This is a genomic window from Lentzea atacamensis (genome assembly GCF_003269295.1).
Classification (GTDB): Bacteria; Actinomycetota; Actinomycetes; order Mycobacteriales; family Pseudonocardiaceae; genus Lentzea; species Lentzea atacamensis.
The window spans coordinates 905,280-927,333 of sequence record NZ_QLTT01000001.1 but is presented as its reverse complement, the minus strand read 5'-3'; the positions used below and the strand labels follow the sequence as shown (position 1 = coordinate 927,333).

Genomic DNA, 22,054 nt, shown 5'->3' with positions numbered 1-22,054 from the left:
ATCGTTGTTGCGTCCGATGAGGGGAGGTCTGCGTGCGAGTGCTCGCTGTCGTGGTGCTCCTGCTGCTCTCTGCCGCTCCCGCGCACGCCGCGACAGGCACGTACGTGCGCCTCGGACACTTCTCGGCGGACCACGCCCGTGTCGACGCCACCCTGGACGGCGTCCGGCTCGGCACCCTCGACCAGGCCCAGCTCTACGACTACCGCCGGGTCGAGCAGGGCGACCACGTCATCGAGTTCAGGATCGCGGGCTCCGATCCGGGGTCGCCGGTGCTGAGGTCCGTGGGGGTGCGGGCGGGCGCGGGCAGGGCGTACACGGTGATCGACATCGCCTCGGCGATGAAGGTGCTGGAGGACGACGTCAGCCTGCCGCCCAGCGGCCAGGCCCGCCTGCGCGTGATCAACGCCGGTGACGCCGAGATGGACCTGGTGCGCGACGGAGGGTTCGTGCACCGCAACGTCCAGGCGAACTCCACGACCGGCTATGCGCTCCTGCAGCCCGGCTCGAACGCCCTGCAGGTGCTGCCGCGCGGCAAGGACTCCACGCGGCTCGAGGCCACGATCGAATCCGGCGCGGTCTACACGTTGCTGGTCAGCGCGCTGCGCATCGAGCTGCGCACCGACGCGAAGGGCGCAGCGGTTGTGCCGGGCGGCGGCCAGGAGACGGGCTTCGGCGGCATGGCGGGTGGCTGGGACTGGGTGACCGCGCTGGTCATCGCGCTCATCGTGGGCGTCGCGATGTTCTCGGTGCGCGGCAGGCTCTTCCGGTTCGGCTGAGATGAGCAAGGGCAAGCTCGTGATGGGCGCGGCCATCGTGGTCACGCTGATCTACGTCGTCAAGGGCCCCGGCGCCGACGAGGTGCCGGAGCCGGTGACGGTGCGGATCCCGTCGATCGGCGTCGAGACCTCGCTGGAAGCTCTCAAGGTGGACTCGGCGGGCGTGCTGGAGCCGCCGACGCGGGCCGACAAGGCCGGCTGGTACGCCAAGGGTGTCGCGCCGGGCGACGCCGGTCCCGCCGTGATCGCGGGCCACGTCGACTCGAAGACCGGGCCCGGCGTGTTCTACCGGCTGCCCGAGCTGCGGCCCGGTGCCGAGGTCCTGGTGGAGCGCGAGGACGGCAGCAAGCTCACGTTCGTCGTGAACCACACCTACTCGACCGAGAAGACCGCGTTCCCGACCGCCGTCGTCTACGGCCCGACACCGCTGTCCGAGCTGCGCCTGGTGACCTGCGGAGGCGACTTCGACCGCGTCGCTGGCAGCTACCGCGACAACGTCATCGTGGAAGCGGTGCTGAAGACCTGACAGCCAGAAGGTTGCAACAACTGCAGCCCGCCGGAGCCCGTGCCAGCATCCGATGCATGACCAATGGTGTCCACAGCCACGAGCACAGCCACGGCGACACGACCCACACGCATCCGCACGGGTCGCACGCGCACGACCACGTCGAGCACGAACACACCCACACGCACGGCGGCGAAACGCACTCGCACACCCACGTCCACGACGCAGGTCACCTGGAGGAACACGAGCACTCGCACGGCTGAGACGAGTTGAAGTCCCCTTCCGCTGTCGTGGGGGAGGGACACGTGGTCGCCAGGATCGTGCTGCGGGTTTCCGCCGTGCTCGCACTGTCCTTCGGGCGTCGATCGCCGCGGTGCACCTCGAGGGCTGGGACGTGTCGTTGCCCGAGGGCTTCGAGGAGTGGGGTCTCATCCCTGGCCTGGCCACGTTCGGCGTCTGGTGCGGCGGCATGACCTTCACGACGGACTTCGTCCAGCGGCTCCGGCTGGGAGCGCTCGGTTTCATCCTCGGGATGCTCGCCGCGAAGGGGATCGGGCACGTCGTGTCGTTGCCGGTCGAAGAAAGCGCGAGGGCGGACGTGCAGATCGGCGTGTACGGCGTCTTGGAGGTGCTCGTCGCGGGGGTTCGTCCTCTGGGCGGGGGCGAAAAATCGGTGGCCGTCCCTGGACGCCGTCTGACGGGCTGGGCTTGCGCGCTGCCGCCTTCTCGTTGACGCGGCAGGAGCAGAGCAAGTGTCTCGAATGGTCGAAGTCCTCGCCACGCTGGTGCTTCTGGGCAGCCTTACCCCGGCAGCAGACGCGGCACCGGCGTGCTGGCAGGAGTTCTGCGGCAAGTACCCGCCCGCGCACCAGCCGGGCCAGTGGTCGTCCGCGCACGTCTCGTACGGCACGAACGGCAAGCTGAAATACGCCTCCGACCAGGCGGGCAACCGCGTGCCGGACTTCAGCTACGTCGGTTACCGCCACGGCGAGAAGCCGTTGCCCACCGTGCCGGACGCGGTCACGATCAGCCCGGTCACCGGCGACAACACCGCGCACCTGCAAAGGGCGATCGACCAGGTCGGCGCCCGCACGCCCGACGCGAACGGGCATCGCGGCGCGGTGAAGCTCGCGGCCGGCCGGTACGAGATCCACGGCACCGTGCGGATCAGGCACAACGGCGTGGTGCTGCGCGGATCCGGTGACACCACCACGTTGTCCGGCTGCGGCGACACACCGCACCAGCGCACCGTGGTCGTGCTCGGCAGCGACGCCAGGACGCCGTGGACGACCGGCGCCGCCACCGAGGTGACCACACCGTTCGTGCAGGTCGGGTCCCTGAGCCTGGAGGTGGCGGACGCCTCGCGGTTCAAGGCCGGCCAGGAGGTGGTCGTCAGACACCCGTCGTCGAAGAAGTGGATCGACGTGGTCGGCGGTGGCGGCGTCGTGCAGGACGCGAAGTGGACGCCCGGGTCCATGGACCTCCACTGGGTGCGCCGGATCAGGGCGATCGACGGGCGCCGGCTCACGTTCGACGCACCGATCTACAACCACCTCGACCGGTCGCTCGCGATCTCCACGGTCGCGCGGGTGACCTCGCGCAACCTCGTCACCGAGTCCGGGGTGGAAAGTCTGCGGGTCGACATCGAGACCAAGGGCGGCGAGGACGAGAACCACGCGTGGAACGCCATCGGCGTGTTCGGCGCGGACAACAGCTGGGTCCGCAACGTGAAGACCCGCTACTTCGGCCATGCGGGCGTGGTCACCGAACGATCCGTGCGGATCACGGTGAAGGACGCACAGGCCACGGACCCGGTCGCGATCCGCACCGGCGGCCGCATGTACAACTTCGCCGCCAACACCAACTCGCACCTGGTCCTGTTCACCGGCCTGCACGCGTCCAAGGCGCGGCACGCCTTCGTCAGCAACGGCGCGAACTCGGTGGCGGGCGTCGTGTGGCACCGGGCCACTGTGGACGGTGGGGACGCCGAGGCGCACCGGCGGTGGAGCCAGGGCCTGCTGTTCGACAACATCCGCGAGATCGGCAACCGCGGCAACCAGGCCAAGCTGATCAACCGCGGCGACTACGGCACGTCGCACGGCTGGGGCGCCGCCCACTCGGTGATCTGGGACTACAACAAGGAGATCGTCGTCCAGAAGCCGCCGACCGCGCAGAACTACGCCGTGTCCAACGAGGGCACGCGGCGGTCGCAGCCGTACTTCCCCGGACCGTGGGGGAGCATCGAGATCAAGACCGGGCCGCTGGTGCCCGAGTCGCTGTACGAGGCGCAGGTCGTAGATCGCCTCAGTGCGACTCGCGGGTGACCTCGCTGCCGCTGGAGCCGACCAGGAAGTCCAGGTCGGCTCCGGTGTCGGCACCCAGGACGTGGTCGATGTAGAGACGCTCCCAGCCGCGCTTCGGTGCCGCGAACGCCGCCGTCATCGCCTCGCTGGGCGTGCGGGAGAGGAAGTCCGGCGCCTCCACGTCGATCCGGCGGTTCTCCACGTCCAGCACGATGACGTCGCCGGTGCGGACCAGTCCGAGCGGCCCTCCCGCCGCGGCTTCCGGTGCCACGTGCAGGACGACCGTGCCGTACGCGGTGCCGCTCATGCGTCCGTCGCAGACGCGGACCATGTCGCGCACGCCCTGTTCGAGGAGCTTCTTGGGCAGCGGCATGTTCGACACCTCCGGCATGCCGGGATAGCCGCGCGGTCCGCAGCCTCGCAGCACCAGCACGGAGTCCGCGTCCACGTCCAGATCGGGGTCGTCGATGCGGGCGTGGAAGTCCTCGATGCTGTCGAACACCACGGCCCTTCCGCGGTGCTGCAACAGGTTCGGGGACGCCGCGGCCGGTTTGACCAGCGCGCCGGACGGGGCGAGGTTGCCGCGCAGCACCGCGATCCCGCCCTCGGCGATGATCGGTTGAGACCGGCTGCGGATGACCTCGGGGTCCCAGATCGGGGCGTCGTCGAGGTGGTCGACGAGCGGCCGTCCGGTGACCGTCAGGCCTTCCGGGTCCAGCAGGTCGCGGACTTCCCGCAGCACGGCCAGAAGCCCGCCCGCGTGGTGGAAGTCCTCCATCAGGAACCGGCCCGCCGGCTGGAGGTCCACGAGCAGGGGAACGCCGGAGCCGATGCGGTCGAAGTCGTCCAGCGTCAGGTCGACACCGAGGCGTCCGGCGATCGCGAGGAGGTGGACGACGGCGTTCGTCGAGCCGCCGATCGCGGCCAGGGCGACGATCGCGTTGTGGAAGGAGGCCTTCGAGAGGAACGTGCTGGGGCGGCGGCCCTTCTCGATCAGCTCGACGATCAGGCGGCCGGTGCCGTGTGAGGCTTCCAGAAGCCTGCTGTCCGGTGCCGGAGTGCCCGCCACGCCGGGGACGACGGTGCCGAGCGCTTCCGCGACCAGGGCCATGGTCGAGGCGGTGCCCATCGTGTTGCAGTGGCCGCGGCTGCGGATCATCGCGGACTCGGAGCGGTTGAACGCCTCCTGAGACAGCGTCCCGGCGCGGACCTCCTCGGACAGCCGCCAGACGTCCGTGCCGCAGCCCAGGGGCACGCCCCGGAACGTGCCGGTCAGCATCGGGCCGCCGGGCACCACGACCGCCGGGATGTCGACGGACGCGGCGGCCATCAGCAGCGCGGGAATCGTCTTGTCACAACCGCCGAGCAGCACCACGCCGTCGACGGGGTTGGCGCGCAGCATCTCCTCGGCGGCCATCGCCGCCATGTTGCGCCAGAGCATCGCGGTCGGGCGGACGTTGGTCTCGCCGAGCGACACGACGGGCAGGTTGAGCGGGATGCCGCCTGCCTCGTACACGCCGTTCGAGACGGAGGCGGCGACTTCGTTCAGGTGCGCGTTGCACGGGGTGAGGTCGGAGGCGGTGTTGGCGATCGCGATCTGCGGTCTGGTGAAGGCGTCGTCTGGCGCGCCGCGGCGCATCCAGGCACGGTGGATGTAGGCGTTGCGGTCCTGACCTGCGTACCACTGCTCGCTGCGCAGCCCCACGGCACCTCCTATCAGAACGTCTCGACAGTAGCCTTTGATCGTTCGTCGAGGGGACTGCCGTGACGGTGGACCACGCACGCGTAGGCGGGGTCACCGTGCAACGACAGCACGTCGTCCTGGAAGTTCAGCCGACCAGTCCTGCTCGTGCGGCGGATCCGGACAGCACCACTCTCCGGATCCGCCCGCGCAGGTCAGGCCACGACGATGTTCTCGCCCTTGATCTTCGTCTTGATCTGCGGCAACGGCTTCTTGGCCGGCCCGGACCTGCGCTTGCCGTCCACGGAGCTGAACCGGCTGTCGTGGCACCAGCAGATGATCAGGTTGTTGTCGACCTCGCTGCACATGCAGCCGGCGTGGGTGCACTTGGCGTCGAATGCCGTGTACGTGCCCTTCTTCGGCTGTGCCACGACAACGGACGTCTCGTCGTCGAAGTAGACGACGACACCGCCGTTGAGCGGCACGTCCGCCTTCTTCGCGAGGACCGTGCCGGGCGGGAGCTTGCCGCACGGCTGGGCGCCGGTGTCAGTTTCGGTGTCAGCCGCCGCGGCGGTACCGGTGGTGATCACGGTGGCGGCCGCGGCGCAGCCACCGATGAAGCAGCGGCGGCTGACGGTGGTGGGGTGGTCCGGGAACTCCATGCGCTCACTTCCTGCCGGGGGTGGGACGCGGCGGAGGCGGCTCGTTCACCTTGTCGTGACGGGCGGGACCAGGACAAATCCCGAAATTTCGGCGGTCAGAGAGGCAGTTCGAGGGCGATGGTGATGAGCGAATGGACGCGGTTCGCGATCACCGTCAGCAGGCCGTGCATCTCCGGGGACGCGGCGTCGGCGGCTTCCTGCAGCGTGCGCAGGTCGGTGTCGATCTGGCCGAGCAGCGCGGCCGTGTCGGCGGGCTTGGCCGTGAACGCCTTCGCGATGTCCTCGAGCGGCAGACCGTGGACCTCCAGGCGTTGCACGAGGTGGATGCGGTCCACGTCGCCGCAGCGGTAGAGGCGGTAGTTGCTCGCGGTGCGCTGAGCGGGGCTGATCAGGCCGAGGGTCGTGTAGTAGTCGACGGTGCGGATGCTGACTCCGGCGCGGGCGGCCAGCTCGCCGATCCGCAGCAGCGATTCGGACAAATCGGGCCACCTCCTTCCGGAAACCGTACAGTGCTACGTGCTACTGTTGGAGTATGCCTGAAGAAGCCGATGCAGACGGCTGTAGTACGTGGCCGGGTGCGACGTGTTGATCGCGTCCGGCTTGCTCGCCATCGTGGTGCTGACGATCGCCACGGGGTATTTCGTCGCTCAGGAGTTCGCCTACATGGCGGTCGATCGCGGCCGTCTGCAGCAGCTGGCCGAGGCCGGTTCCAAGGCCGCGGACCGCGCCCTCCGAGTGACTCAGAAGCTCTCGTTCATGCTGTCCGGTGCCCAGTTCGGCATCACGGTGACGGCGCTGCTCGTGGGATACGTGGCCGAGCCGCTGCTCGGTACCGGTCTGGGTGTGCCGTTCTCGATGGTGATCGCGCTGGTCTTCGCGACGTTCGTGCAGATGGTGCTCGGTGAGCTGCTGCCGAAGAACCTCGCGATCGCCCGGCCGGAACGGCTGGCGCTCGCGCTGAGCGCGTCGACGCTCGCCTACCTGAAGATCGCGGGACCGGTGATCCGGCTCTTCGACGCGGCCGCGAACCGCCTGCTGCGTGCGATCGGCATCGAGCCGGTCGAGGAACTGCCGCAGGGCGCGACGCCGGAGGACCTCAAGCAGATCGTCGAGGACGCGGGGGAGCAGGGCCACCTCGACCCCGAGCTGACGCGGCTGCTGGAGCACGGCATCGGGTTCCGCGAGCTCGTCGCGGAGCAGGCGATGACGCCGCGCGTGAACGTCCACACCGTGCGGTTCGACGAGCCCGCCGCGCGCGTGGTGTCGTTGCTGGACACCGGGAACTCGCGATTCCCCGTGGTCGGTGAGGACCTCGACGACCTGCGCGGTGTCGTCGGCCTGTCCGAGGTGCTGACGCTGACGCCGCAGGAGCGTTCGGCGGTCGCGATCGGGAAGATCGCCGCGCCCGCTCTGGTGGTGCCCGCGACGCTGCCGTTGCCCGCCGTGCTGGAGCGGCTGCGGGCTGAACGCCGCCAGCTCGCGTGCGTGGTCGACGAGTTCGGCGGGTTCGCGGGCGTGATCTCGCTGGAGGACCTGGCGGAGGAGCTGGTCGGCGAGATCCACGACGAGGACGACCTGGTCGCCGACATGATCGAGAAGGTCGGATCCGACTGGCGCGTGCCCGGCCGCATGAGGCTGGACGAGGTCGAGGACGTCACCGGCGTGGAACTGCCCGCCGACGACGCGTACGACACGGTGTCCGGCCTGGTGCTGCACCAGCTGGGCCGCGTGGCCGAGACCGGCGACGAGGTCGAGATGGACGGCGTGCGGCTCGTGGTCACCGCGGTCGCGCGCAACGTGCCGGACACGGTGGTGCTGTCCCGATGAGCATCGTGATCTCCTTGGTGCTGCTGGCTTTGAACGGCTTCTTCGTCGCCGCCGAGTTCGCGTTGATCGCGGCCAAGCGGCACCGCCTGGAGCAGGCAGCCGAGACGTCACGGGCGGCGCGCGCCGCCGTGGCGGGCGTGCGTGAGCTGTCGCTGATGCTCGCGGGTGCCCAGCTCGGCATCACGCTGTGCACGCTGGGTCTCGGCGCGCTGGCCAAACCGGCCGTCGCCGATCTGCTGCAGCCGGCGTTGATGTGGACCGGACTTCCCGACGCGTTCGCCTACGGTGTCGCGTTCGCGATCAGCCTGGTGCTGGTGGTGTTCCTGCACATGGTCGTGGGCGAGATGGCGCCGAAGTCGTGGGCCATCGCGCACCCCGAACGGTCCGCGCTGATCCTGGCCCTGCCGTTCCGCGCGTTCGCCCGCTCGGTCCGCTGGGTCCTCAGTGGACTGAACTCGGTGACGAACGGCCTGCTGCGGCTGATGAAGGTCGAGCCGCAGGACGAGCTGGCGCAGGCGCACCGGCCGGACGACCTGCGGATGCTGCTGCGGCAGTCCGCCGAGCACGGCCTCATCCCCGAGGGCCAGCAACGGCTGCTGACCCGGATGCTGCAGGTGCAGCGGACCACCGTGCGCGAGGTGATGGTGCCGATCGGCCGGGTTTCCTCGGTCACCCTGCACACCACGGCGAGGGCGATCGAGCGGCGCAGCCTCCAGTGTGGACGGTCGCGCTTCCCGGTCACCGACCTGCGCGGCCGTTACGTCGGCCTGGTGCACATCCGCGAGGCCATGCGGGCCACCGCACGAGGCGAGAACCCTCCGGCGCGCGAGCTGATGGGCCCGGTGCTGACGTTGCCCGCGTCGATGCCGGTGGCCAGGGCCGTGACCGAGATGCGCGACTCCAGGGCCCAGCTGGCTCTGGTCGAGGACGGCGAGGTCGTGGGCATCGCCGCCTTGGAAGACCTCCTCGAAGAGCTGATCGGCGACTTCGAGGATGAAACCGACACCCGTCCGGTCGGCGCCCGCTGACCGGAGTTTCCCTCCGAGAGGAAACGTCAATGTTCAAACGGATGCTCAGCGCCTTCGGCGTCGGCGGCCCGTCGGTCGACACCGTGCTGGACTCGCCGCACGCCGCGCCCGGCCAGCTCGTCACCGGGCAGGTGCGCATCCAGGGCGGCAGCGCGGACGCCGAGATCGGCCAGGTCGTGCTGTCGCTCGTCACCCGAGTCGAGGTCGAGCACGGTGACCACGAGTACGGTGGCGTGTCCGAGTTCCTGCGCGTCGTCGTGCAACAGAACGTGCGGGTCACGGCCGGCCAGCTCGTGTCGATCCCGTTCCAGCTGCCGATCCCGTGGGAGACTCCGATCACGGCGGTCGGCGGCGCGCAGCTGCCCGGCATGACCGTGGGCGTGCGGACCGAGCTGGTCATCGCGGGCGCGCCGGACAAGGGCGACCTCGACCCCGTGCTGGTGCACCCGCTGCCCTCGCAGGACGCGGTGCTGAACGCGTTCGGGCAGCTCGGGTTCTCGTTCCGCAGCGCCGACGTCGAGGCGGGCCGGCTGCGCGGCGTGCCGCAGGAGCTCGGCTTCTACCAGGAGATCGAGTTCTTCCCGCCGGCGCAGTTCGCGGGCCGGATCCAGCAGGTGGAGCTCACGTTCGTGGCCTCACCGCACGAGCTGTACGTGATCCTCGAAGCCGACAAGCGCGGCGGGATGTTCTCGTCGGGCGGTGACGCGTTCGGCCACTTCCGGCTGTCGCACCAGGAGGCCCAGGTGGCCGACTGGGCGTCGTCCATCAACGGCTGGCTGGCTCAGATCGCCGAGCGTGGCGGCGCCATGCACGGCTACGAGCAGCACGGTCACCACGGCGGTCACCACGGTCGCGGCATGGGCATGGGCACGGTCGTCGCGGCGGGTGCCGCCGGTGTCGTCGGCGGCATGGTGATGGGCGAGATGATCGACGACGCGTTCGAGGACTTCGGCGACTTCGGCGAATGACCTGTCTTTCCACCTGACGTCGGCAAAACCGACGGATCCTCTGGATCGGAACAGAGGGTGGAATCGCCCTCAACGGGGTAAACGGCCGATACGTCAAGCAGTCGGCGCTGTTGCACCGTTGGGGCGAAAGGGCGTTGACGTGTTCACCACCGCGGTACGGGAGTATGCGCGCCGGGTGTCCGCGGAGCTCGGGCTGAGCGGCGAGTCATCATGCGTGGACGCGGAGCGACCGCTGCGGGTGTACGTCGCCGTGGACGGCGAGCTGCCGGGACACCCCGGCCGCGACGTTGCCCTGCTCTGGACGGACGGCCAGGGCTGGGAGATCGCCGTCGAGGAGCCCGGCGGCACCGAGCTGACCGTGGTGGCCAGGCTGCGTGGCGCGGTCGAGCCTCCGCCGCGCACCGTGGCGCGGTGGGCGGGCAGGCTGCTGTCAGGCCAGTGGCCGGTCCCCGCCGAACGGGTGGACCGGCCACTGATCAAACAGGCGGGCTAGCTGACAGCGACGGGCTTCGGTTCTTCGCGCTCGTCCGAGTCCAGCGCGGTGCCCTCGACGTCGAGCTCCGGCAGCCAGCGCAGCCACTTCGGCAGCCACCAGGCGCGCTCACCGATCAGAGCGAGCGCGGCCGGCACGATCACCATGCGGACGACGAACGCATCCACGAAGATGCCCACGGCCAGGGCGAACGCGATCGACTTCACGGTCGCCTCGCCTGCGGGGACGAAGCCCGCGAACACCGAGAACATGATCAGCGCGGCGGCCACGACCACCGGTGCCGCCTGGTGGAAGCCCGTGGTGATGGCCTCGATCGGCTTGGCGCCGCGGTGGTGCGCCTCGTGCATCCGGGACACCAGGAAGATCTGGTAGTCCATGGCCAGGCCGAACAGGATGCCGATCACCAGGATCGGGGTGAGGCTGATCAGCGGGCCGGCGCTGTCGAGGTTCACCGCGTCGCCGAGCCAGCCCCACTGGAACACCGCCACGGTGGCACCGAGCGACGCGCCGATGGTCAGCAGGAAGCCGAGCACACCCACGAGCGGCACGAGCAGCGAGCGGAACACCAGGATCAGCAGGACGAGCGCCAGGCCGACGACGACGGCCAGGTAGATCGGCAGCGCGCGGTCCAGTGACGTGGCCACGTCGACGCTCACCGCGGTGGCGCCGGTGACGTAGGCCCTGCCACCGTCCACACCGGACAGTTCGGCGCGCAGGTCCGCGACGAGCTGCTCGGTGGCGGCGCTGTCCGGGCCGGACTTCGGGATCACCGTGAGCAGCGCGGCGGAGCCGTCCGGGCTCGGCTGGGCCGGCGTCACCAGTGCGACGTCGGCCATCTTCGCGATCGGCTCCGCGGCCTTGGTGGCGGTCGCGGCGGCACCGTTGCCCTCGACGAGCACGATGATCGGCCCGTTGAAGCCCTCACCGAAGCCCTGCGCCAGGATCTGGTCGGCCCGTTCCTGCGTGGAGTTCGCCGGCGGCTTCTGGATCAGCGTGGTGTCCATGGAGGCCACCGGGATCGCGACGATGCCGAGCGCCACGACCGAGAGCAGCAGCGCGACGACCCGGTTGCGGGTGATCGCCCCCGCCCAGCCGCGGATGACACCGCGGTCGGCGGGCTCGCTGTTCTCCTGCGCGCGTTCCTTGCGGGTCAGCACGCGGCGGCCGAGCATGCTCAGCACCGCGGGCACCAGCGTGACGGCGATGAGCACCGACACGACGATCGTCGCGGCGGCCGCGACGCCCATCTGCGTGAGGAACGGAATGCCCGCGATCACCAGTCCGACCAACGCGATCACGACGGTGAGTCCCGCGGTGACGACGGCGGAACCGGCGGTGCCCACCGCGGTCGCCACGGCGTGCCCGACGCCGGAGCCCTTGCGCAGTTCCTGGCGGTACCGGTTGATGATGAACAACGCGTAGTCGATGCCGACCGCGAGCCCCAGCATCGAGGCGAGGATCGGCGTGGTCGACTGCAGGTCCATGAACCCGGTCGCGATGGTGATGCCGAGCGTGCCGATGCCGACGCCGATCGCGGCGGTCACCAGGTTCATACCGGCGGTGACGAGCGACCCGTAGGTCAGCGCGAGCACGACGAGCGCCAGCACGACACCGATGGCTTCGGTCGGCCCGCCGACGTGCGGCGTCTCCTGCATCGCGGTGCCGGTGACCTCGACGGTCAGCCCGCCGGCCCTCGCCTTGTCGACCGCCTTGAGCAGCTCCGACCGCTGCTCGGCGGTGACCTCACCGGGCTTCACGTCGTAGGTGACGGTGCTGTACCCGACGTTGAGGTCGCGGTTCACACTCGGCGCGGCGGGGTCGAGCGGGTTGGTCGCCGAGCGAACCCCCTTGAGCGCGGCCTCGTCGGCCACCAGCGCGGTGATCGCCTGGGCGTGCTGCGGCAGCTTCTGCCCCTCGGGCGCCTTCACGACAACCCTCGCCGACGCACTCTCGCCGGACCCGAACTTCTGGTCGATGCGCTCGAGCGCGGTGGTCGACTCCTGGCCGGGGATGGACATCGCGTTGGACGTCTCCCCGCCCAGCGCGTAGGCACCGGCACCGGAGCCGATCAGCACGAGCAGCCAGATCAGGACGACGGGCAACCGGTGCCGATGAGCACCCATTCCCAGTCTGTAGAGCAGTTTCGCCATGTTGGTCAGGCCTCCCGGTGCCCGAGTGCGTCAGTGCAGGTTGCGAGGATCAGTGGGCGCCACGTGGTCTTGTCACCCTCCTGGTTGGCCAGGAGGGTCAGCACAGCCATTGCGCTGAGCGCGCCGACGATGCGAACCGCGCGTTCGAGCTCGACCTGGGGGTCGACGACGAACATCTCGTTCAGCAACAGCTCGTCCTGGGCCTGCTGGGGGTCCTCGCCCGGCGCGGTCATCGACCGGAACAGCAGCGAGACCAGGCCGGGCCGGTCGAGCGCGATGTCGGTGAGAAGCTCCAGTGCCCGCTTCTCCCTCGCCGGCCCCGCGGGCATCGGCGACACCAGCTCGACGACGTGCCGGCTCAGCACGCGGCTGTGCTCCCAGGCCGCTTCGAAGAGAGCGTCTTTGCTCGGGAAGTGGTGGAGCAGACCGGCCTTGGACAGGCCGACGGCGTCGGCGAGCGCCTTGAGCGACGTCTGCTCGAAGCCGTGCCGCGCGAAGAGGGCGGCGGCGGTGTCGAGGATCTTCTCGTCGAAACCGGTCCTTGGCTGTCGTGGCACGCCGCCGACTTTACGGCGTTTACCGACCAGTTCGGTAGGTAAACCGACCGAAACGGTCGGTGTGCTTCGTCACTCGAACGGGGGGTGGTGTTTTGGTGCGCCCGTTTGTTGGGCGTGCTTCTCCGCTGGGGGTGACGGGTTGGGGTGGCTGTCACTCGGGCGGGTGGTGTTTGTCCTGATTCGCGCCTGGCGTCGTCTAGTTCATGTCCCGAAAACATGGTCATCTTCATCGCGATAGAAGGAAGCGCGCGGCGGGAGCGGTTGGGAGGGGTGTGCGGCGGCGCAAGTAGTTGGAAGGGTGCGGCGGCGTGCAAGTGGTCGGCAGGATGCGGCGGCGACCCAAGTGATCGGAAGGGGTGTGGAACGTCATCAAGTGGGCTGGAATGCTGGTGCGTGGCGCCAAAGTTCGACGACGCTCGCCGAGTCCCCATGCCGCTGCGGGCTCGTCACACACAATGTCGTGGTGATCGAGATGTCCGCCGTCGTCGCCGCCCACCACCTCGTCAGGTTCCCGGACTGGCCGACCGGCCCGTACTCGGACGGCGACGTGGTGTTGTCGGGCCGCATGTCCCGGGAGGACGTGGGCACGGTGCTCGCCTCGATTGCCGAGTACAACAACGAGGGCCAGCACGAGGCGGACGGGCCGTCGACGCTCGGGGTGTTGCTGGACAAGGATGTGATCGCATCGGGCGGACTGCTGGTGCGGGACACCGAGACCGGGGTGGAGATCGAACCCGGCTGCTGCGTGGGGCTGGAGACTTGGCGGGATTGGCGGTACCTGCTGGACGGGCGCACGCCGTGGCTCGGGCACGACCTGCGGCCCGAGGTCCGGTTCGGGGACGGGGTGCAGCTCGGGGCCGGGGTCGCACGGCTGTGGCCGGACTCGCGCGACACCGGCGGACCTGCTTGCGAGGTCGGGATTGCGGAGCTGCCAGGGCATCTCGCGGCGGTGCGGCAGGATCTGCTGGGATTCCTGGAGCTGGTGCGGGAGTGGGCGCCGTACGGGATGGGGGAGCGGCTCGCGGACCTGTTCGACGAGCACTTCCACATCAGCGCGCCACTTTGACCGCCTTGGGGAGCCTGAGCCAGGTCGTCGAGCCGAACGCCTTGGTGAGGCCGAGCCACGCCGCGACGCCGACCGCGACGCACGCCGCGAACACGAGGGCCGCGGGCACCTCCGGTTGCAGGTGGGGGAACACCGCGTAGTGCGTGAGGTAGATGGCCAGCGAGGCGCTGGCCAGCAGGCTCACCGCGGGCAGCAGGCGGCGCGGCACCGGTACGCGGGGCAGTGACAGCAGGAGGATCACGCCGGCGATGACGACGATCTCGCGCGAGAGGTCTTCCATGCGGCCGGGGACCATCGCCACGAGCACCACCACGACGAGGCACTTCTGCCACAGCGCGGGAGAGCGGTGGGCCAGCCAGCCCAGGGTCACGAACCACGCGGCGCCGAGGGTGGTCATGTTGCGGGCGAAGAAGTCGCCCTCGACGGCGAAGCGGGCCAGCAGGCACAGGGCCAGCGCGGTCAGGGCGAAGAAGTAGGGGTGGCGCTGCTCCGTGCGGCGTAGGGCAGGGATCGCGAAGACCAAGGCGCACAACACAAGCAGGTGGACGACCACCTCGACGAACCAGTAGCCGGCCGCGCCCACGCGGGTGAAGTTGTTGACCAGCAGGACGTTGTCGATGGTCACGTCGTCGGTCGCGGCTACTCGGTAGACGAGCCAGAGCGAGGTCGGGACCGCGATGTACGCCGCGGCGCGCAGGATTCGGAGTGGGCGGGCGGGAAGCAGGAAGCGGGCCAGGTTCCAGCCTGCCACGACCAACAGCAGGTGGGCGCCGCCCAGGAGTTTGAAGAAGCTCACGTGGGAGCCGACGATGAGCAGGATCGACAAGGCGCGCAACACGATGGTGGTGTCGATCAGCGGCGCCCGGCGTTGGCGGCCGCGGAGTTCTTCGAGCGAGGACACGGGCATCGTCGGCCATGAGGGTGGCAGGTCGCCCAGCAGGCGTTGCAGCTGGACGGTCATCTGCACGTATCGCAGGGAGTCGCCGCCTAGGGAGTTGAACGTTGCGTGCGGGGGCACGGTGCGTACGCCGAGGACGGAGGAGAACACCTCGCGCACGGACGTCAGTGAGCGGTCGGGGGAAGCTGCTACGGCGCGATAGTCGACTTTTCCGTTGGACAGCAACGGGATGGACGTCACTGCACGAGCGCGGATGGCGGAGGGCGGCAGGCCGGTTCGGGCGCGGATCAGGGCTACCGCGCGGTCGACGTCGCCCAGGACTGCTACCACGAGGCCGGTGTCGTCGCCGGTGCACGCCACGCGCAGGCCGTCGGCGGCCAGGGAGCGTTCCACCTGGTCGAGGTCCACGCGCAGGCCGAAGGGCTTCACGAAACGGCTTTTGCGGCCCGTCACCGAGAACACGCCGTCGGCGAACGAGCCGAGGTCGCCTGTGCGGAGCTCGAACGTCGTGCGGCCCAACGCCAGGTCGGCGGGTGTGTGGGCGTAGCCGAGCATCACGTTGGGGCCGCGGTAGACGAGCTCGCCGTCGTCGAGGTGGAGACGTCCGCCGGGGATCGCTACGCCGATGGCGGACGGGTGTGTGGCGGCCAGGTCGGGCGGTAGGTAGGCCATGCGCGCGGTGGCCTCGGTCTGGCCGTACATCACGAAGAAGCGCCAGCCTCGCTCTGCGCCCATCGTGGCGTAGCGGACCACATCAGCAGGAGCCATGCGTCCGCCCGCCTGCGTCACATAGCGCAGACTCGGCAGGTCCAAGGATTCGAAGCCGATGGTGTCTAGCAGGCCGAACGTGTGCGGCACGCCGTGCAGGCTTGTCACGCCGTGCGTGCGCACCAGGTCCCAGAATTCCGGGTCGATCACCGAACGTCCGGTCAGCACGAGGCCAGCGCCGCGCGCGAGGTTGCTGTTCACGACAGACAGGCCGTAGCAGTAGTGCAACGGCAACGACGTGATGGCGCGATCGGTCGGGAGGATGTCGAGGTACGAGCCGATGGAGGCGGCGTTCGCGGCCAGGTTGTCGGCGCTCAGACGCACCAGCTTCGGCGATCCGGTCGTGCCGGACGTCGAGAGCAGCAGGGCGAGCTCCGGGTGCAGGGAGTGCACGGTTCCCTCGTGGCGTTCGAGGAAGGAACCCGAGATCACCACATCCGGGTCGTACACCGACGTCAGCGCAGGCACCTGCGATGCGGCGGCCAGGATCACCGGATGCTTGCCGCGCAACGCCGCCAGGTACGCGACCACGGAGTCGACGTCGTTCTCCGCGGCCAGCAACACCAGGCGCCGCGTGGACCCCAGCTGGGAGGCCATCTCGGAGACCCGCAGGTCGAGATCGCGGTACGAGAGCGAGGTTCCGGGAGCGACCAGTGCGAGCCGATCGCCGAAAGTGGCGAGACGATCAGCGAACCCGAGGTCCGCCGTGGCCGTCACGGCGTGCTCCCGAAGAACAACGCGGAACCTCGCACCGACAAAGAGACGGAGTCCCCGGCCCGCACCGGGATCTTGCCCTGCACCCGCGACCGCACGGAGGTGCCGTCGGGAAGCCGAAGCAACACGGTCGCGTCGTGCCCGTGGAACAACACGTCGTCCACAGTGGACGGAACACCGTGAGCGCCGAGCACGAGCTGCTCGGGCCGCAGCAGCACCGTGCCGAACCCCTCACCGGACGTCGGCAGGACGCCGAGCGGAGTCTCCACCGAACCGCCACGCGCGACACCGGGGAACGTCATCGCCTCGCCCACGAACAACGCCACCCCGAGATCGGCGGGCGAGGTGTAGACGGTCTGCGGCCGCGCCAGCTGCGCCACCACTCCATCCCGAAGCACCGCGACGAGATCGGCGATCCCCAACGCCTCCTCCTGGTCGTGCGTCACGAGCAACGCCGTCGCCCCCGCCGCGCGCAGAGTCGCCCGCACGTCGGCACGGAGCTCCTCGCGCAGACCGGCGTCCAGCGCGGAGAACGGCTCGTCCAGCAGCACGACACCGGGGCGAGGTGCCAACGCACGGGCCAGCGCGACACGCTGCGCCTGGCCGCCGGAGAGCTGGCCCGGCATCCGCGCGCCGAACCCGGACAGTCCCACCAGGTCGAGCAGCTCCTCGACCCGCCCGCCGCGGCGTTCCTCGCGGCTCAGCCCGAACCCGACGTTCCCGGCCACGCTGAGGTGCGGGAACAACGCGCCTTCCTGCGGCACGATCCCGATTCCGCGCTTCTCCGGCGGCACCTCGGAGGTCAGCAGCCGCCCGCCCAGCCACACCTCACCCGACGCCACGGGGTGGAACCCGGCCAGCACGCGCAGCAGTGTCGTCTTGCCGCAGCCGGAAGGCCCGAGCACCGCGAGCAGCCCGCCCTCCGGCACCTCGAAGTCGACCTCGCGCAGCACCGGTTCCCCGCCGTACCCGGCGACCAGCCGCTTCACCGTCAAGCCGCTCATCGCTCACCTCCCGCATCGGTCTGGCTCAGGAACCGGTCGAGCACGACCGCCGGAATCGCCGCCACCACCAGCAGAACCGCTGCGTAGGGCGCCGCTGCGGCGTACGCGGCGACCTCGGTACGGGTCCACAGCTCGGTCGCCAGGGTGTCCATCCCGGTCGGCCTCAGCATCAACGTCGCCGGCAACTCCTTGGCACACGTGAGGAACACGAGCGCGGTACCGGCGAGAATCCCCGGCGCGGCCAGCGGCACCGTCACCCGCAGCCCGGTCTCCCACCGTCCCCGGCCGAGCGACCGCGACACGTCCTCCAGAACCGGCGGTGCGTGTGCCACACCCGTGCGGACGGCTCCGACGGCCAGCGGCAGAAACAGCACCGCGTAAGCGAAAGCGAGCATCGGTGTCGTCTGGTACAGCGCCGGAGCGAACCGGATCCCGAAGAACACCAGCGCCAGACCGACCGTGATGCCCGGCAGCGCGTGCCCGGCGAAGCTGGCCAGCTCGACCCCTCGTGCGAGCCGGCCCTGATACCTCGCGGCCAGAATCCCCACCGGCAACGCCAGCGCGAGCGTCAGCAACGCGCCGAACGCCGACACCGCGACGGTGTTCCCGGTCGTGGCCAGCACATCGGTGACCGAGAACGTCGACGTACCGGCGATGAGCCACCACACCAGGCTGATCACCGGAACCCCGAGCGTCAGCACGATCAACACCAGAGTTCCCGAGAAGGCGGGCACGCGAGCCCGTCCCAGCGGCACGGTCAGCGGGCGGCGGCGGCCACGATGCGCGACCAGGCCCCGCGCACGTCGTTCGCCCAGCGTCAGCGCGATCGCCAGCAACACCAGGACGAGCCCGAGGATCGCGGCCGGCGTGCGGTCGAACGTCGCGCGGTAGCTCGTGTAGATGCCGAGCGTGAACGCCTCGTACCGCATCAGCGACACAGCGCCGAAGTCGCTCAGCACGTACAGCGCCACCAGCAACCCGCCCGCGAGCGCCGCCGGCCGGATCTGCCGCAGCGTCACGGAGAAGAACACCTGGCGGCTCGTCCGCCCGAGCGAGCGCGCCACCTCCTCGACCGCCGGATCGGCCGTCCGCAACGCGGCGCTGACCGGCAGCAGCACGTACGGGTACGACACCAGCGTCAGCACCACGAACGCCCCGGCGAACCCCGACAGGTCCGGCACCACCGAGATCCAGGTGAACCCGGCGACGTACGACGGCACCGCCAGCGGCAGCACCAGCAGCACGCCGAGAACCCGCCGGCCCGGCAGGTCGGACCGCACCACGAGCCACGCGCTCAGCACGCCGAGCACCAGGCACGCGGCCGTCACCGTCACCGCGAGCGAGAGGCTCCGCAGTGCCAGTTCCGCGGTCCGGGTCCGCGCCAGGACGTCCCACACGACGCCCCCGCCGCGTTCGAACGAACGCACCGCCAGATACGCCAGCGGCAGCACCGCGGCGGCGGCGACGAGGAGCGAGAGGGTGGTGAGTGTCGGTGCGGCCCGGTGGGCGGGCCTCAGGACAACCCCGCTTCCTGCAACAGCTTCACCGTCTCCTGCAGCGACGACAGCTTGGAGAGGTCGATGTCGGGTGCCTGGAGGTCCGTGATCGGCGGCAGCTGGTGCTTGCTCGACTTCACACCGGGGTTCGCCGGGTACTCCGCGGTCTGGTCGGCGAAGTGCCGCTGCGCCTGCTCGGACAGCAGGAACCGCACGGCCTTCTGCGCGGCCTCGCTCTGGTTGGTGCCCTGGATGATCCCGACGCCGGCCACGTTCACCAGCGCGAGCGGATCACCGCCGCCGACGCGGTGCAGCTTGGCCTTCATGTTGGCCTCACCGCCCTTCTCGGCGGCCGAGGCGTACCAGTAGTAGTGGTTGATCAGTCCAAAGGGGAGCTGGCCCTCGTCGACGGCCTTGAGGATGCTGATGTTGTTGTCGTAGCGCTTCGGCTCGTTGGCGGCGAACTTCTTCAGCCACTCCTTGGCGAAGTCCTCACCCTTGAGCACGCGCACCGACGTCACGAACGCCTGCCACGACCCGTTGGTGGGCGCGTAGCCGATCTTGCCCTTCCACTTCGGGTCGACGACCTCCTCGATCGTCTTGGGCAGCTCGCTCTCCTGCACCACGCGCGGGTCGTACGCGATCACCCGCGCCCGCGCGCTCGTGGCCACCCAGCGCTTGTCGCGCGCCTGGTAGCTCGACGGGACCATGCTCAGCACGTCCGCGGGCAGCTCGGCCAGCCGGCCCTGCTCGCCCACCGCGCCGAGAGCCCCCGCGTCCTGGGAGAAGAACACGTCCGCCTCGGTGCCCTGACCCTCCTCCAGCAACTGCGCGGCCATTTCACCGCTGCCGCCGTAGCGGACCTCGACATCGATTCCGACGGCGTCCTCGAGCTGGTCGAGAAGCGAGCCGACCAATTGTTCGTTGCGGCCGGAGTAAATGATCAGGTCGTTCGCGGAACTGCAGGCGGTCACCGTCGACGCCAGCAGTGCCACTGCCATCGTCACGGTCAGTGCACGACGCCTCACCGGCAGTCCTCCTCGATCAATCCCCAGGTCAGATAGGGTGTCGACAAGGTAAAGCTAACCTAAGCTTGCGACAAGTCCGAGTTGCCATTACGTGATGCGATGCCGGACACATCACCTGTTTGGCCCCATAATGTGAGCATGTTCGTTTTCGACGCGGAATTGTGGTTGTGGGACGCCCGGCGCATGGACACGTGGACGTTCGTGACGCTGCCGGAGGACGTTTCGGACCAGATTCGCGAGCTGGCCACGCCCGGCCGCGGCTTCGGCTCCGTGAAGGTCCGCGCGGGCGTCGGTGCGAGCAGCTGGTCGACGTCGGTGTTCCCGGACAAGGAGTCCGGCTGTTACGTGCTGCCCATCAAGGCAGCCGTGCGGAAGAAGAACGGTGTGGGGCCGGGCGATGTCGTCGAGGTGACCGTCGAGGTCGTCTAGCGGGACCAGTCGATGTCGGCGTAGATCGCGGCGTGGTCGCTCGCCGCGTGCACCTCGTCGGTCATGGTTTCGTAGACGTCCCAACGGTTCTTGGTCCGCGGTCCGCGCCACACGCCCTTGCGGAAGACGCCGCCGCCGGTGGCCTTCGCGAACAGCTCCGGGGTCAGCAGGACGTAGTCGATCTTGCCCTTCTCGTTGACACCGCGATACGTGCCGAACCGGTGGTTCCAGTCGAAGTTCTCGTGCTCGCTGATGTCGCGCAGACCGGTGCGCTGGAACAAGGGGCGCAACGCTTCGCTGTCCGGGGTGTCGTTGAGGTCGCCGACGACCGCGATGTGCTCGTGGCCCTCGTCGCGCAGCCGGTTCACGATGCGGGCGATGCGCACGGCCTGCCGGAACCGGCGGCGCGCGCCGATCGGGTCGCCGGGAGCGCCGTAACCCTTGGACTTCAGGTGGTTCACCAGCAGGACGACCTCGGGGCCCGCGGGTGTGCGGACGTGGTACTCCGCGCAGTCCCTGGAGAAGATCACGCCGGTGTTGTCCTTGGCGTACACGTGCGTCCTGATGGTGATGACCTGGTGCGCGTCGCGCGTCAGCAGGCCCACGTTGATGCCGCGCTCGTCGTTGCCGTCGATGAGGTGGACCTCCTCGTACGGGGTCCAGCCGACGCTCTTGAGCATGCTGGCGGAGAACATGTGCAGCAGCTCGCGCGACTCTGCCTCGACCACGCCGAGCACATGGGCGCCGACGTCGCGCATCACCTGGGCGGTGTGGCGGGTGGCGAGCTCGCTGATGGGTTCGGTGGTGAGCTCAACCCAGCCGACCCAGGACTCGCGACCGCTTGCCACGACCGAGGTTTCGCCGGTCCGGTGGCGGGCGAGGAACCTGCCGCGGATGCGCCGCAGGATCGCGTACTTGCTCCGGTCACCTCGCAGCAGCTCGAGCGTCGCCAGGTGTTCCTTGAGCTCTTCCTTGACTTCCGGGGTGTAGCTCTCGGCGGCGATGAGCTCGTTGAACCGGGCGTGGGCGGCCAGGATCGGAGCCGCGTGCCTGGTGGCGCCGCGGCCCATCACTTTGGGGCGCTCGAACATGTTCTCCACGTTGAACGACCCGATTCGCGTGGTGCTCATCAGTTCCAGGGTCGCATGTGGATATACGGGTCCGCCCTGGTCTGGTCGGGTGATCTTTGAGCTGAGGTGGAACTGGAAGGCCCCGGCGGCTGGGCTGCCGGTTCGACTGCGTCCCGGGGCCTTCCAGGTCTAGCGGCCCGCGATCACGGGCAGCGGCTGGCGCCGAGGATCGACACCTTGTTCGGGTTGCCGTTGCCGATCTTCTTGCTGCCCTGCGTGCGCGCCGGCGCGACGAAGCACTTGTTGAAGCGCTCGCCGCTCTCCTTCACGAACTCCAGCTCGATCGCGCGAGCCTGGTTGCAGTGGTTGTTGTAGTAGACGGTCGTGGTGACGCTGCCGTCTCCCCAGGAGATGTTGATCTTCTGGCCTTCCGGCGTGCGGCACTTCGCCGACTTGCGGTGCACGTCCTGGACGGACACGTCGCCGGAGGTCTCCGCGGTGGCGACCGCCGGGAGGCCCCCGCTGAGTGCGAGACCGAGACCAGCGGCGGCCAGGAACAGGTTGCGAGACTTCACGAATACCCCTCGATACAGATCCGGGAGATGTCCCAGCGAGCCGTTCGGCCCGCCAC

The 22,054-nt window shown here is 69.5% G+C and carries 22 protein-coding genes; 11 read left to right on the top strand and 11 right to left on the bottom strand.

The features are described 5' to 3' along the window. The first annotated feature begins 32 nt into the window (after positions 1-32). From C8D87_RS04365 to C8D87_RS04345, 5 genes are all read left to right on the top strand, one after another. Positions 33-776 (top strand): DUF4397 domain-containing protein, encoded by a 744-nt coding sequence (locus tag C8D87_RS04365; RefSeq protein ID WP_109641349.1) that lies wholly within the window; start codon positions 33-35, stop codon positions 774-776. A gap of 1 nt (position 777) precedes the next feature. Continuing rightward, entirely contained in the window at positions 778-1,302 is a 525-nt protein-coding gene (locus C8D87_RS04360) for a class F sortase (RefSeq protein ID WP_112225615.1), read from the top strand. Between the two features lie 56 nt (positions 1,303-1,358). After that, positions 1,359-1,544: a zinc transporter Slc39a7 gene (locus C8D87_RS04355; protein ID WP_112225614.1), complete on the top strand. Its 186-nt coding sequence runs from the start codon at positions 1,359-1,361 to the stop codon at positions 1,542-1,544. 110 nt (positions 1,545-1,654) lie between these two features. After that, positions 1,655-2,014 carry a hypothetical protein gene (locus C8D87_RS04350; protein WP_112225613.1) on the top strand — a complete coding sequence of 120 codons (360 nt, stop codon included), beginning with the start codon at positions 1,655-1,657 and terminating at the stop codon, positions 2,012-2,014. Between the two features lie 19 nt (positions 2,015-2,033). Next, a complete protein-coding gene (locus C8D87_RS04345) occupies positions 2,034-3,605 on the top strand; it encodes a peptidoglycan-binding protein (RefSeq protein WP_146771618.1) in 1,572 nt (523 codons plus the stop codon). Here C8D87_RS04345 and C8D87_RS04340 read toward each other — a convergent pair. The 3 genes from C8D87_RS04340 to C8D87_RS04330 form a co-directional block, all read right to left on the bottom strand. Beyond that, on the bottom strand, positions 3,586-5,289 hold the full coding sequence (locus C8D87_RS04340; RefSeq protein WP_112225611.1) for a dihydroxy-acid dehydratase: 1,704 nt from the start codon (positions 5,287-5,289) through the stop codon (positions 3,586-3,588). The genes C8D87_RS04345 and C8D87_RS04340 overlap by 20 nt on opposite strands. Before the next feature lie 191 nt (positions 5,290-5,480). Beyond that, entirely contained in the window at positions 5,481-5,927 is a 447-nt protein-coding gene (locus tag C8D87_RS04335) for a Rieske (2Fe-2S) protein (RefSeq protein ID WP_112225610.1), read from the bottom strand. A gap of 95 nt (positions 5,928-6,022) precedes the next feature. Then, entirely contained in the window at positions 6,023-6,406 is a 384-nt protein-coding gene (locus C8D87_RS04330; protein ID WP_109641342.1) for a MerR family transcriptional regulator, read from the bottom strand. 103 nt (positions 6,407-6,509) lie between these two features. Between C8D87_RS04330 and C8D87_RS04325 the strand changes: the two genes are divergently transcribed. The 4 genes from C8D87_RS04325 (at position 6,510) to C8D87_RS04310 (ending at position 10,243) form a co-directional block, all read left to right on the top strand. Beyond that, positions 6,510-7,754 (top strand): hemolysin family protein, encoded by a 1,245-nt coding sequence (locus C8D87_RS04325; RefSeq protein WP_112226260.1) that lies wholly within the window; start codon positions 6,510-6,512, stop codon positions 7,752-7,754. After that, on the top strand, positions 7,751-8,782 hold the full coding sequence (locus C8D87_RS04320) for a hemolysin family protein (RefSeq protein WP_112225609.1): 1,032 nt from the start codon (positions 7,751-7,753) through the stop codon (positions 8,780-8,782). Before C8D87_RS04325 ends, C8D87_RS04320 begins: the two co-directional genes overlap by 4 nt. Before the next feature lie 29 nt (positions 8,783-8,811). Next, entirely contained in the window at positions 8,812-9,750 is a 939-nt protein-coding gene (locus C8D87_RS04315) for a sporulation protein (RefSeq protein WP_112225608.1), read from the top strand. Positions 9,751-9,889: 139 nt separating this feature from the next. After that, positions 9,890-10,243: a DUF6292 family protein gene (locus tag C8D87_RS04310; protein WP_109641339.1), complete on the top strand. Its 354-nt coding sequence runs from the start codon at positions 9,890-9,892 to the stop codon at positions 10,241-10,243. Here C8D87_RS04310 and C8D87_RS04305 read toward each other — a convergent pair. Then, complete coding sequence (locus tag C8D87_RS04305; protein ID WP_112225607.1) at positions 10,240-12,393, bottom strand: MMPL family transporter; 2,154 nt, start codon at positions 12,391-12,393, stop codon at positions 10,240-10,242. The two genes, C8D87_RS04310 and C8D87_RS04305, sit on opposite strands and share 4 nt — an antisense overlap. Before the next feature lie 5 nt (positions 12,394-12,398). After that, complete coding sequence (locus C8D87_RS04300) at positions 12,399-12,950, bottom strand: TetR/AcrR family transcriptional regulator (RefSeq protein ID WP_109641337.1); 552 nt, start codon at positions 12,948-12,950, stop codon at positions 12,399-12,401. Positions 12,951-13,413: 463 nt separating this feature from the next. Here C8D87_RS04300 and C8D87_RS04295 point away from each other — a divergent pair, with 463 nt between their 5' ends. Further along, complete coding sequence (locus C8D87_RS04295; protein WP_146771617.1) at positions 13,414-14,016, top strand: hypothetical protein; 603 nt, start codon at positions 13,414-13,416, stop codon at positions 14,014-14,016. On the opposite strand, the gene C8D87_RS04290 is transcribed toward C8D87_RS04295, so the two are convergent. From C8D87_RS04290 to C8D87_RS04275, 4 genes are all read right to left on the bottom strand, one after another. Further along, the gene (locus C8D87_RS04290) at positions 14,000-16,399 is read right to left on the bottom strand and encodes a non-ribosomal peptide synthetase (RefSeq protein WP_112225605.1); all 2,400 of its coding nucleotides are present in this window, start codon (positions 16,397-16,399) and stop codon (positions 14,000-14,002) included. The genes C8D87_RS04295 and C8D87_RS04290 overlap by 17 nt on opposite strands. Next, positions 16,396-17,400 (bottom strand): ABC transporter ATP-binding protein, encoded by a 1,005-nt coding sequence (locus C8D87_RS04285; RefSeq protein WP_112225604.1) that lies wholly within the window; start codon positions 17,398-17,400, stop codon positions 16,396-16,398. The genes C8D87_RS04290 and C8D87_RS04285 overlap by 4 nt, the downstream gene beginning before the upstream one ends. Continuing rightward, a complete protein-coding gene (locus C8D87_RS04280; RefSeq protein WP_233441894.1) occupies positions 17,397-18,827 on the bottom strand; it encodes an ABC transporter permease in 1,431 nt (476 codons plus the stop codon). The genes C8D87_RS04285 and C8D87_RS04280 overlap by 4 nt, the downstream gene beginning before the upstream one ends. A gap of 86 nt (positions 18,828-18,913) precedes the next feature. Continuing rightward, positions 18,914-19,924, bottom strand: a complete 1,011-nt coding sequence (locus tag C8D87_RS04275) for an iron ABC transporter substrate-binding protein (protein ID WP_233440174.1) — start codon at positions 19,922-19,924, stop codon at positions 18,914-18,916. 138 nt (positions 19,925-20,062) lie between these two features. On the opposite strand from C8D87_RS04275, the gene C8D87_RS04270 reads away from it, so the two are divergent. After that, positions 20,063-20,353: a DUF1905 domain-containing protein gene (locus tag C8D87_RS04270; RefSeq protein WP_109641332.1), complete on the top strand. Its 291-nt coding sequence runs from the start codon at positions 20,063-20,065 to the stop codon at positions 20,351-20,353. Here the strand turns inward: C8D87_RS04270 and C8D87_RS04265 are convergent. Continuing rightward, a complete protein-coding gene (locus C8D87_RS04265) occupies positions 20,350-21,483 on the bottom strand; it encodes an endonuclease/exonuclease/phosphatase family protein (protein WP_109641331.1) in 1,134 nt (377 codons plus the stop codon). The two genes, C8D87_RS04270 and C8D87_RS04265, sit on opposite strands and share 4 nt — an antisense overlap. A gap of 143 nt (positions 21,484-21,626) precedes the next feature. Further along, positions 21,627-21,998 carry a hypothetical protein gene (locus tag C8D87_RS04260; protein ID WP_112225603.1) on the bottom strand — a complete coding sequence of 124 codons (372 nt, stop codon included), beginning with the start codon at positions 21,996-21,998 and terminating at the stop codon, positions 21,627-21,629. Between the last annotated feature and the right edge of the window lie 56 nt (positions 21,999-22,054).

Excerpts from the sequence above, each read along its gene's own strand:
- C8D87_RS04360 (WP_112225615.1), top strand. The coding sequence starts at position 778 with ATGAGCAAGGGCAAGCTCGTGATGGGCGCGGCCATCGTGGTCACGCTG.
- C8D87_RS04355 (WP_112225614.1), top strand. The coding sequence starts at position 1,359 with ATGACCAATGGTGTCCACAGCCACGAGCACAGCCACGGCGACACGACC.
- C8D87_RS04335 (WP_112225610.1), bottom strand. The coding sequence starts at position 5,927 with ATGGAGTTCCCGGACCACCCCACCACCGTCAGCCGCCGCTGCTTCATC.
- C8D87_RS04320 (WP_112225609.1), top strand. The coding sequence starts at position 7,751 with ATGAGCATCGTGATCTCCTTGGTGCTGCTGGCTTTGAACGGCTTCTTC.
- C8D87_RS04315 (WP_112225608.1), top strand. The coding sequence starts at position 8,812 with ATGTTCAAACGGATGCTCAGCGCCTTCGGCGTCGGCGGCCCGTCGGTC.
- C8D87_RS04305 (WP_112225607.1), bottom strand. The coding sequence starts at position 12,393 with ATGGCGAAACTGCTCTACAGACTGGGAATGGGTGCTCATCGGCACCGG.
- C8D87_RS04285 (WP_112225604.1), bottom strand. The coding sequence starts at position 17,400 with ATGAGCGGCTTGACGGTGAAGCGGCTGGTCGCCGGGTACGGCGGGGAA.
- C8D87_RS04270 (WP_109641332.1), top strand. The coding sequence starts at position 20,063 with ATGTTCGTTTTCGACGCGGAATTGTGGTTGTGGGACGCCCGGCGCATG.
- C8D87_RS04265 (WP_109641331.1), bottom strand. The coding sequence starts at position 21,483 with ATGAGCACCACGCGAATCGGGTCGTTCAACGTGGAGAACATGTTCGAG.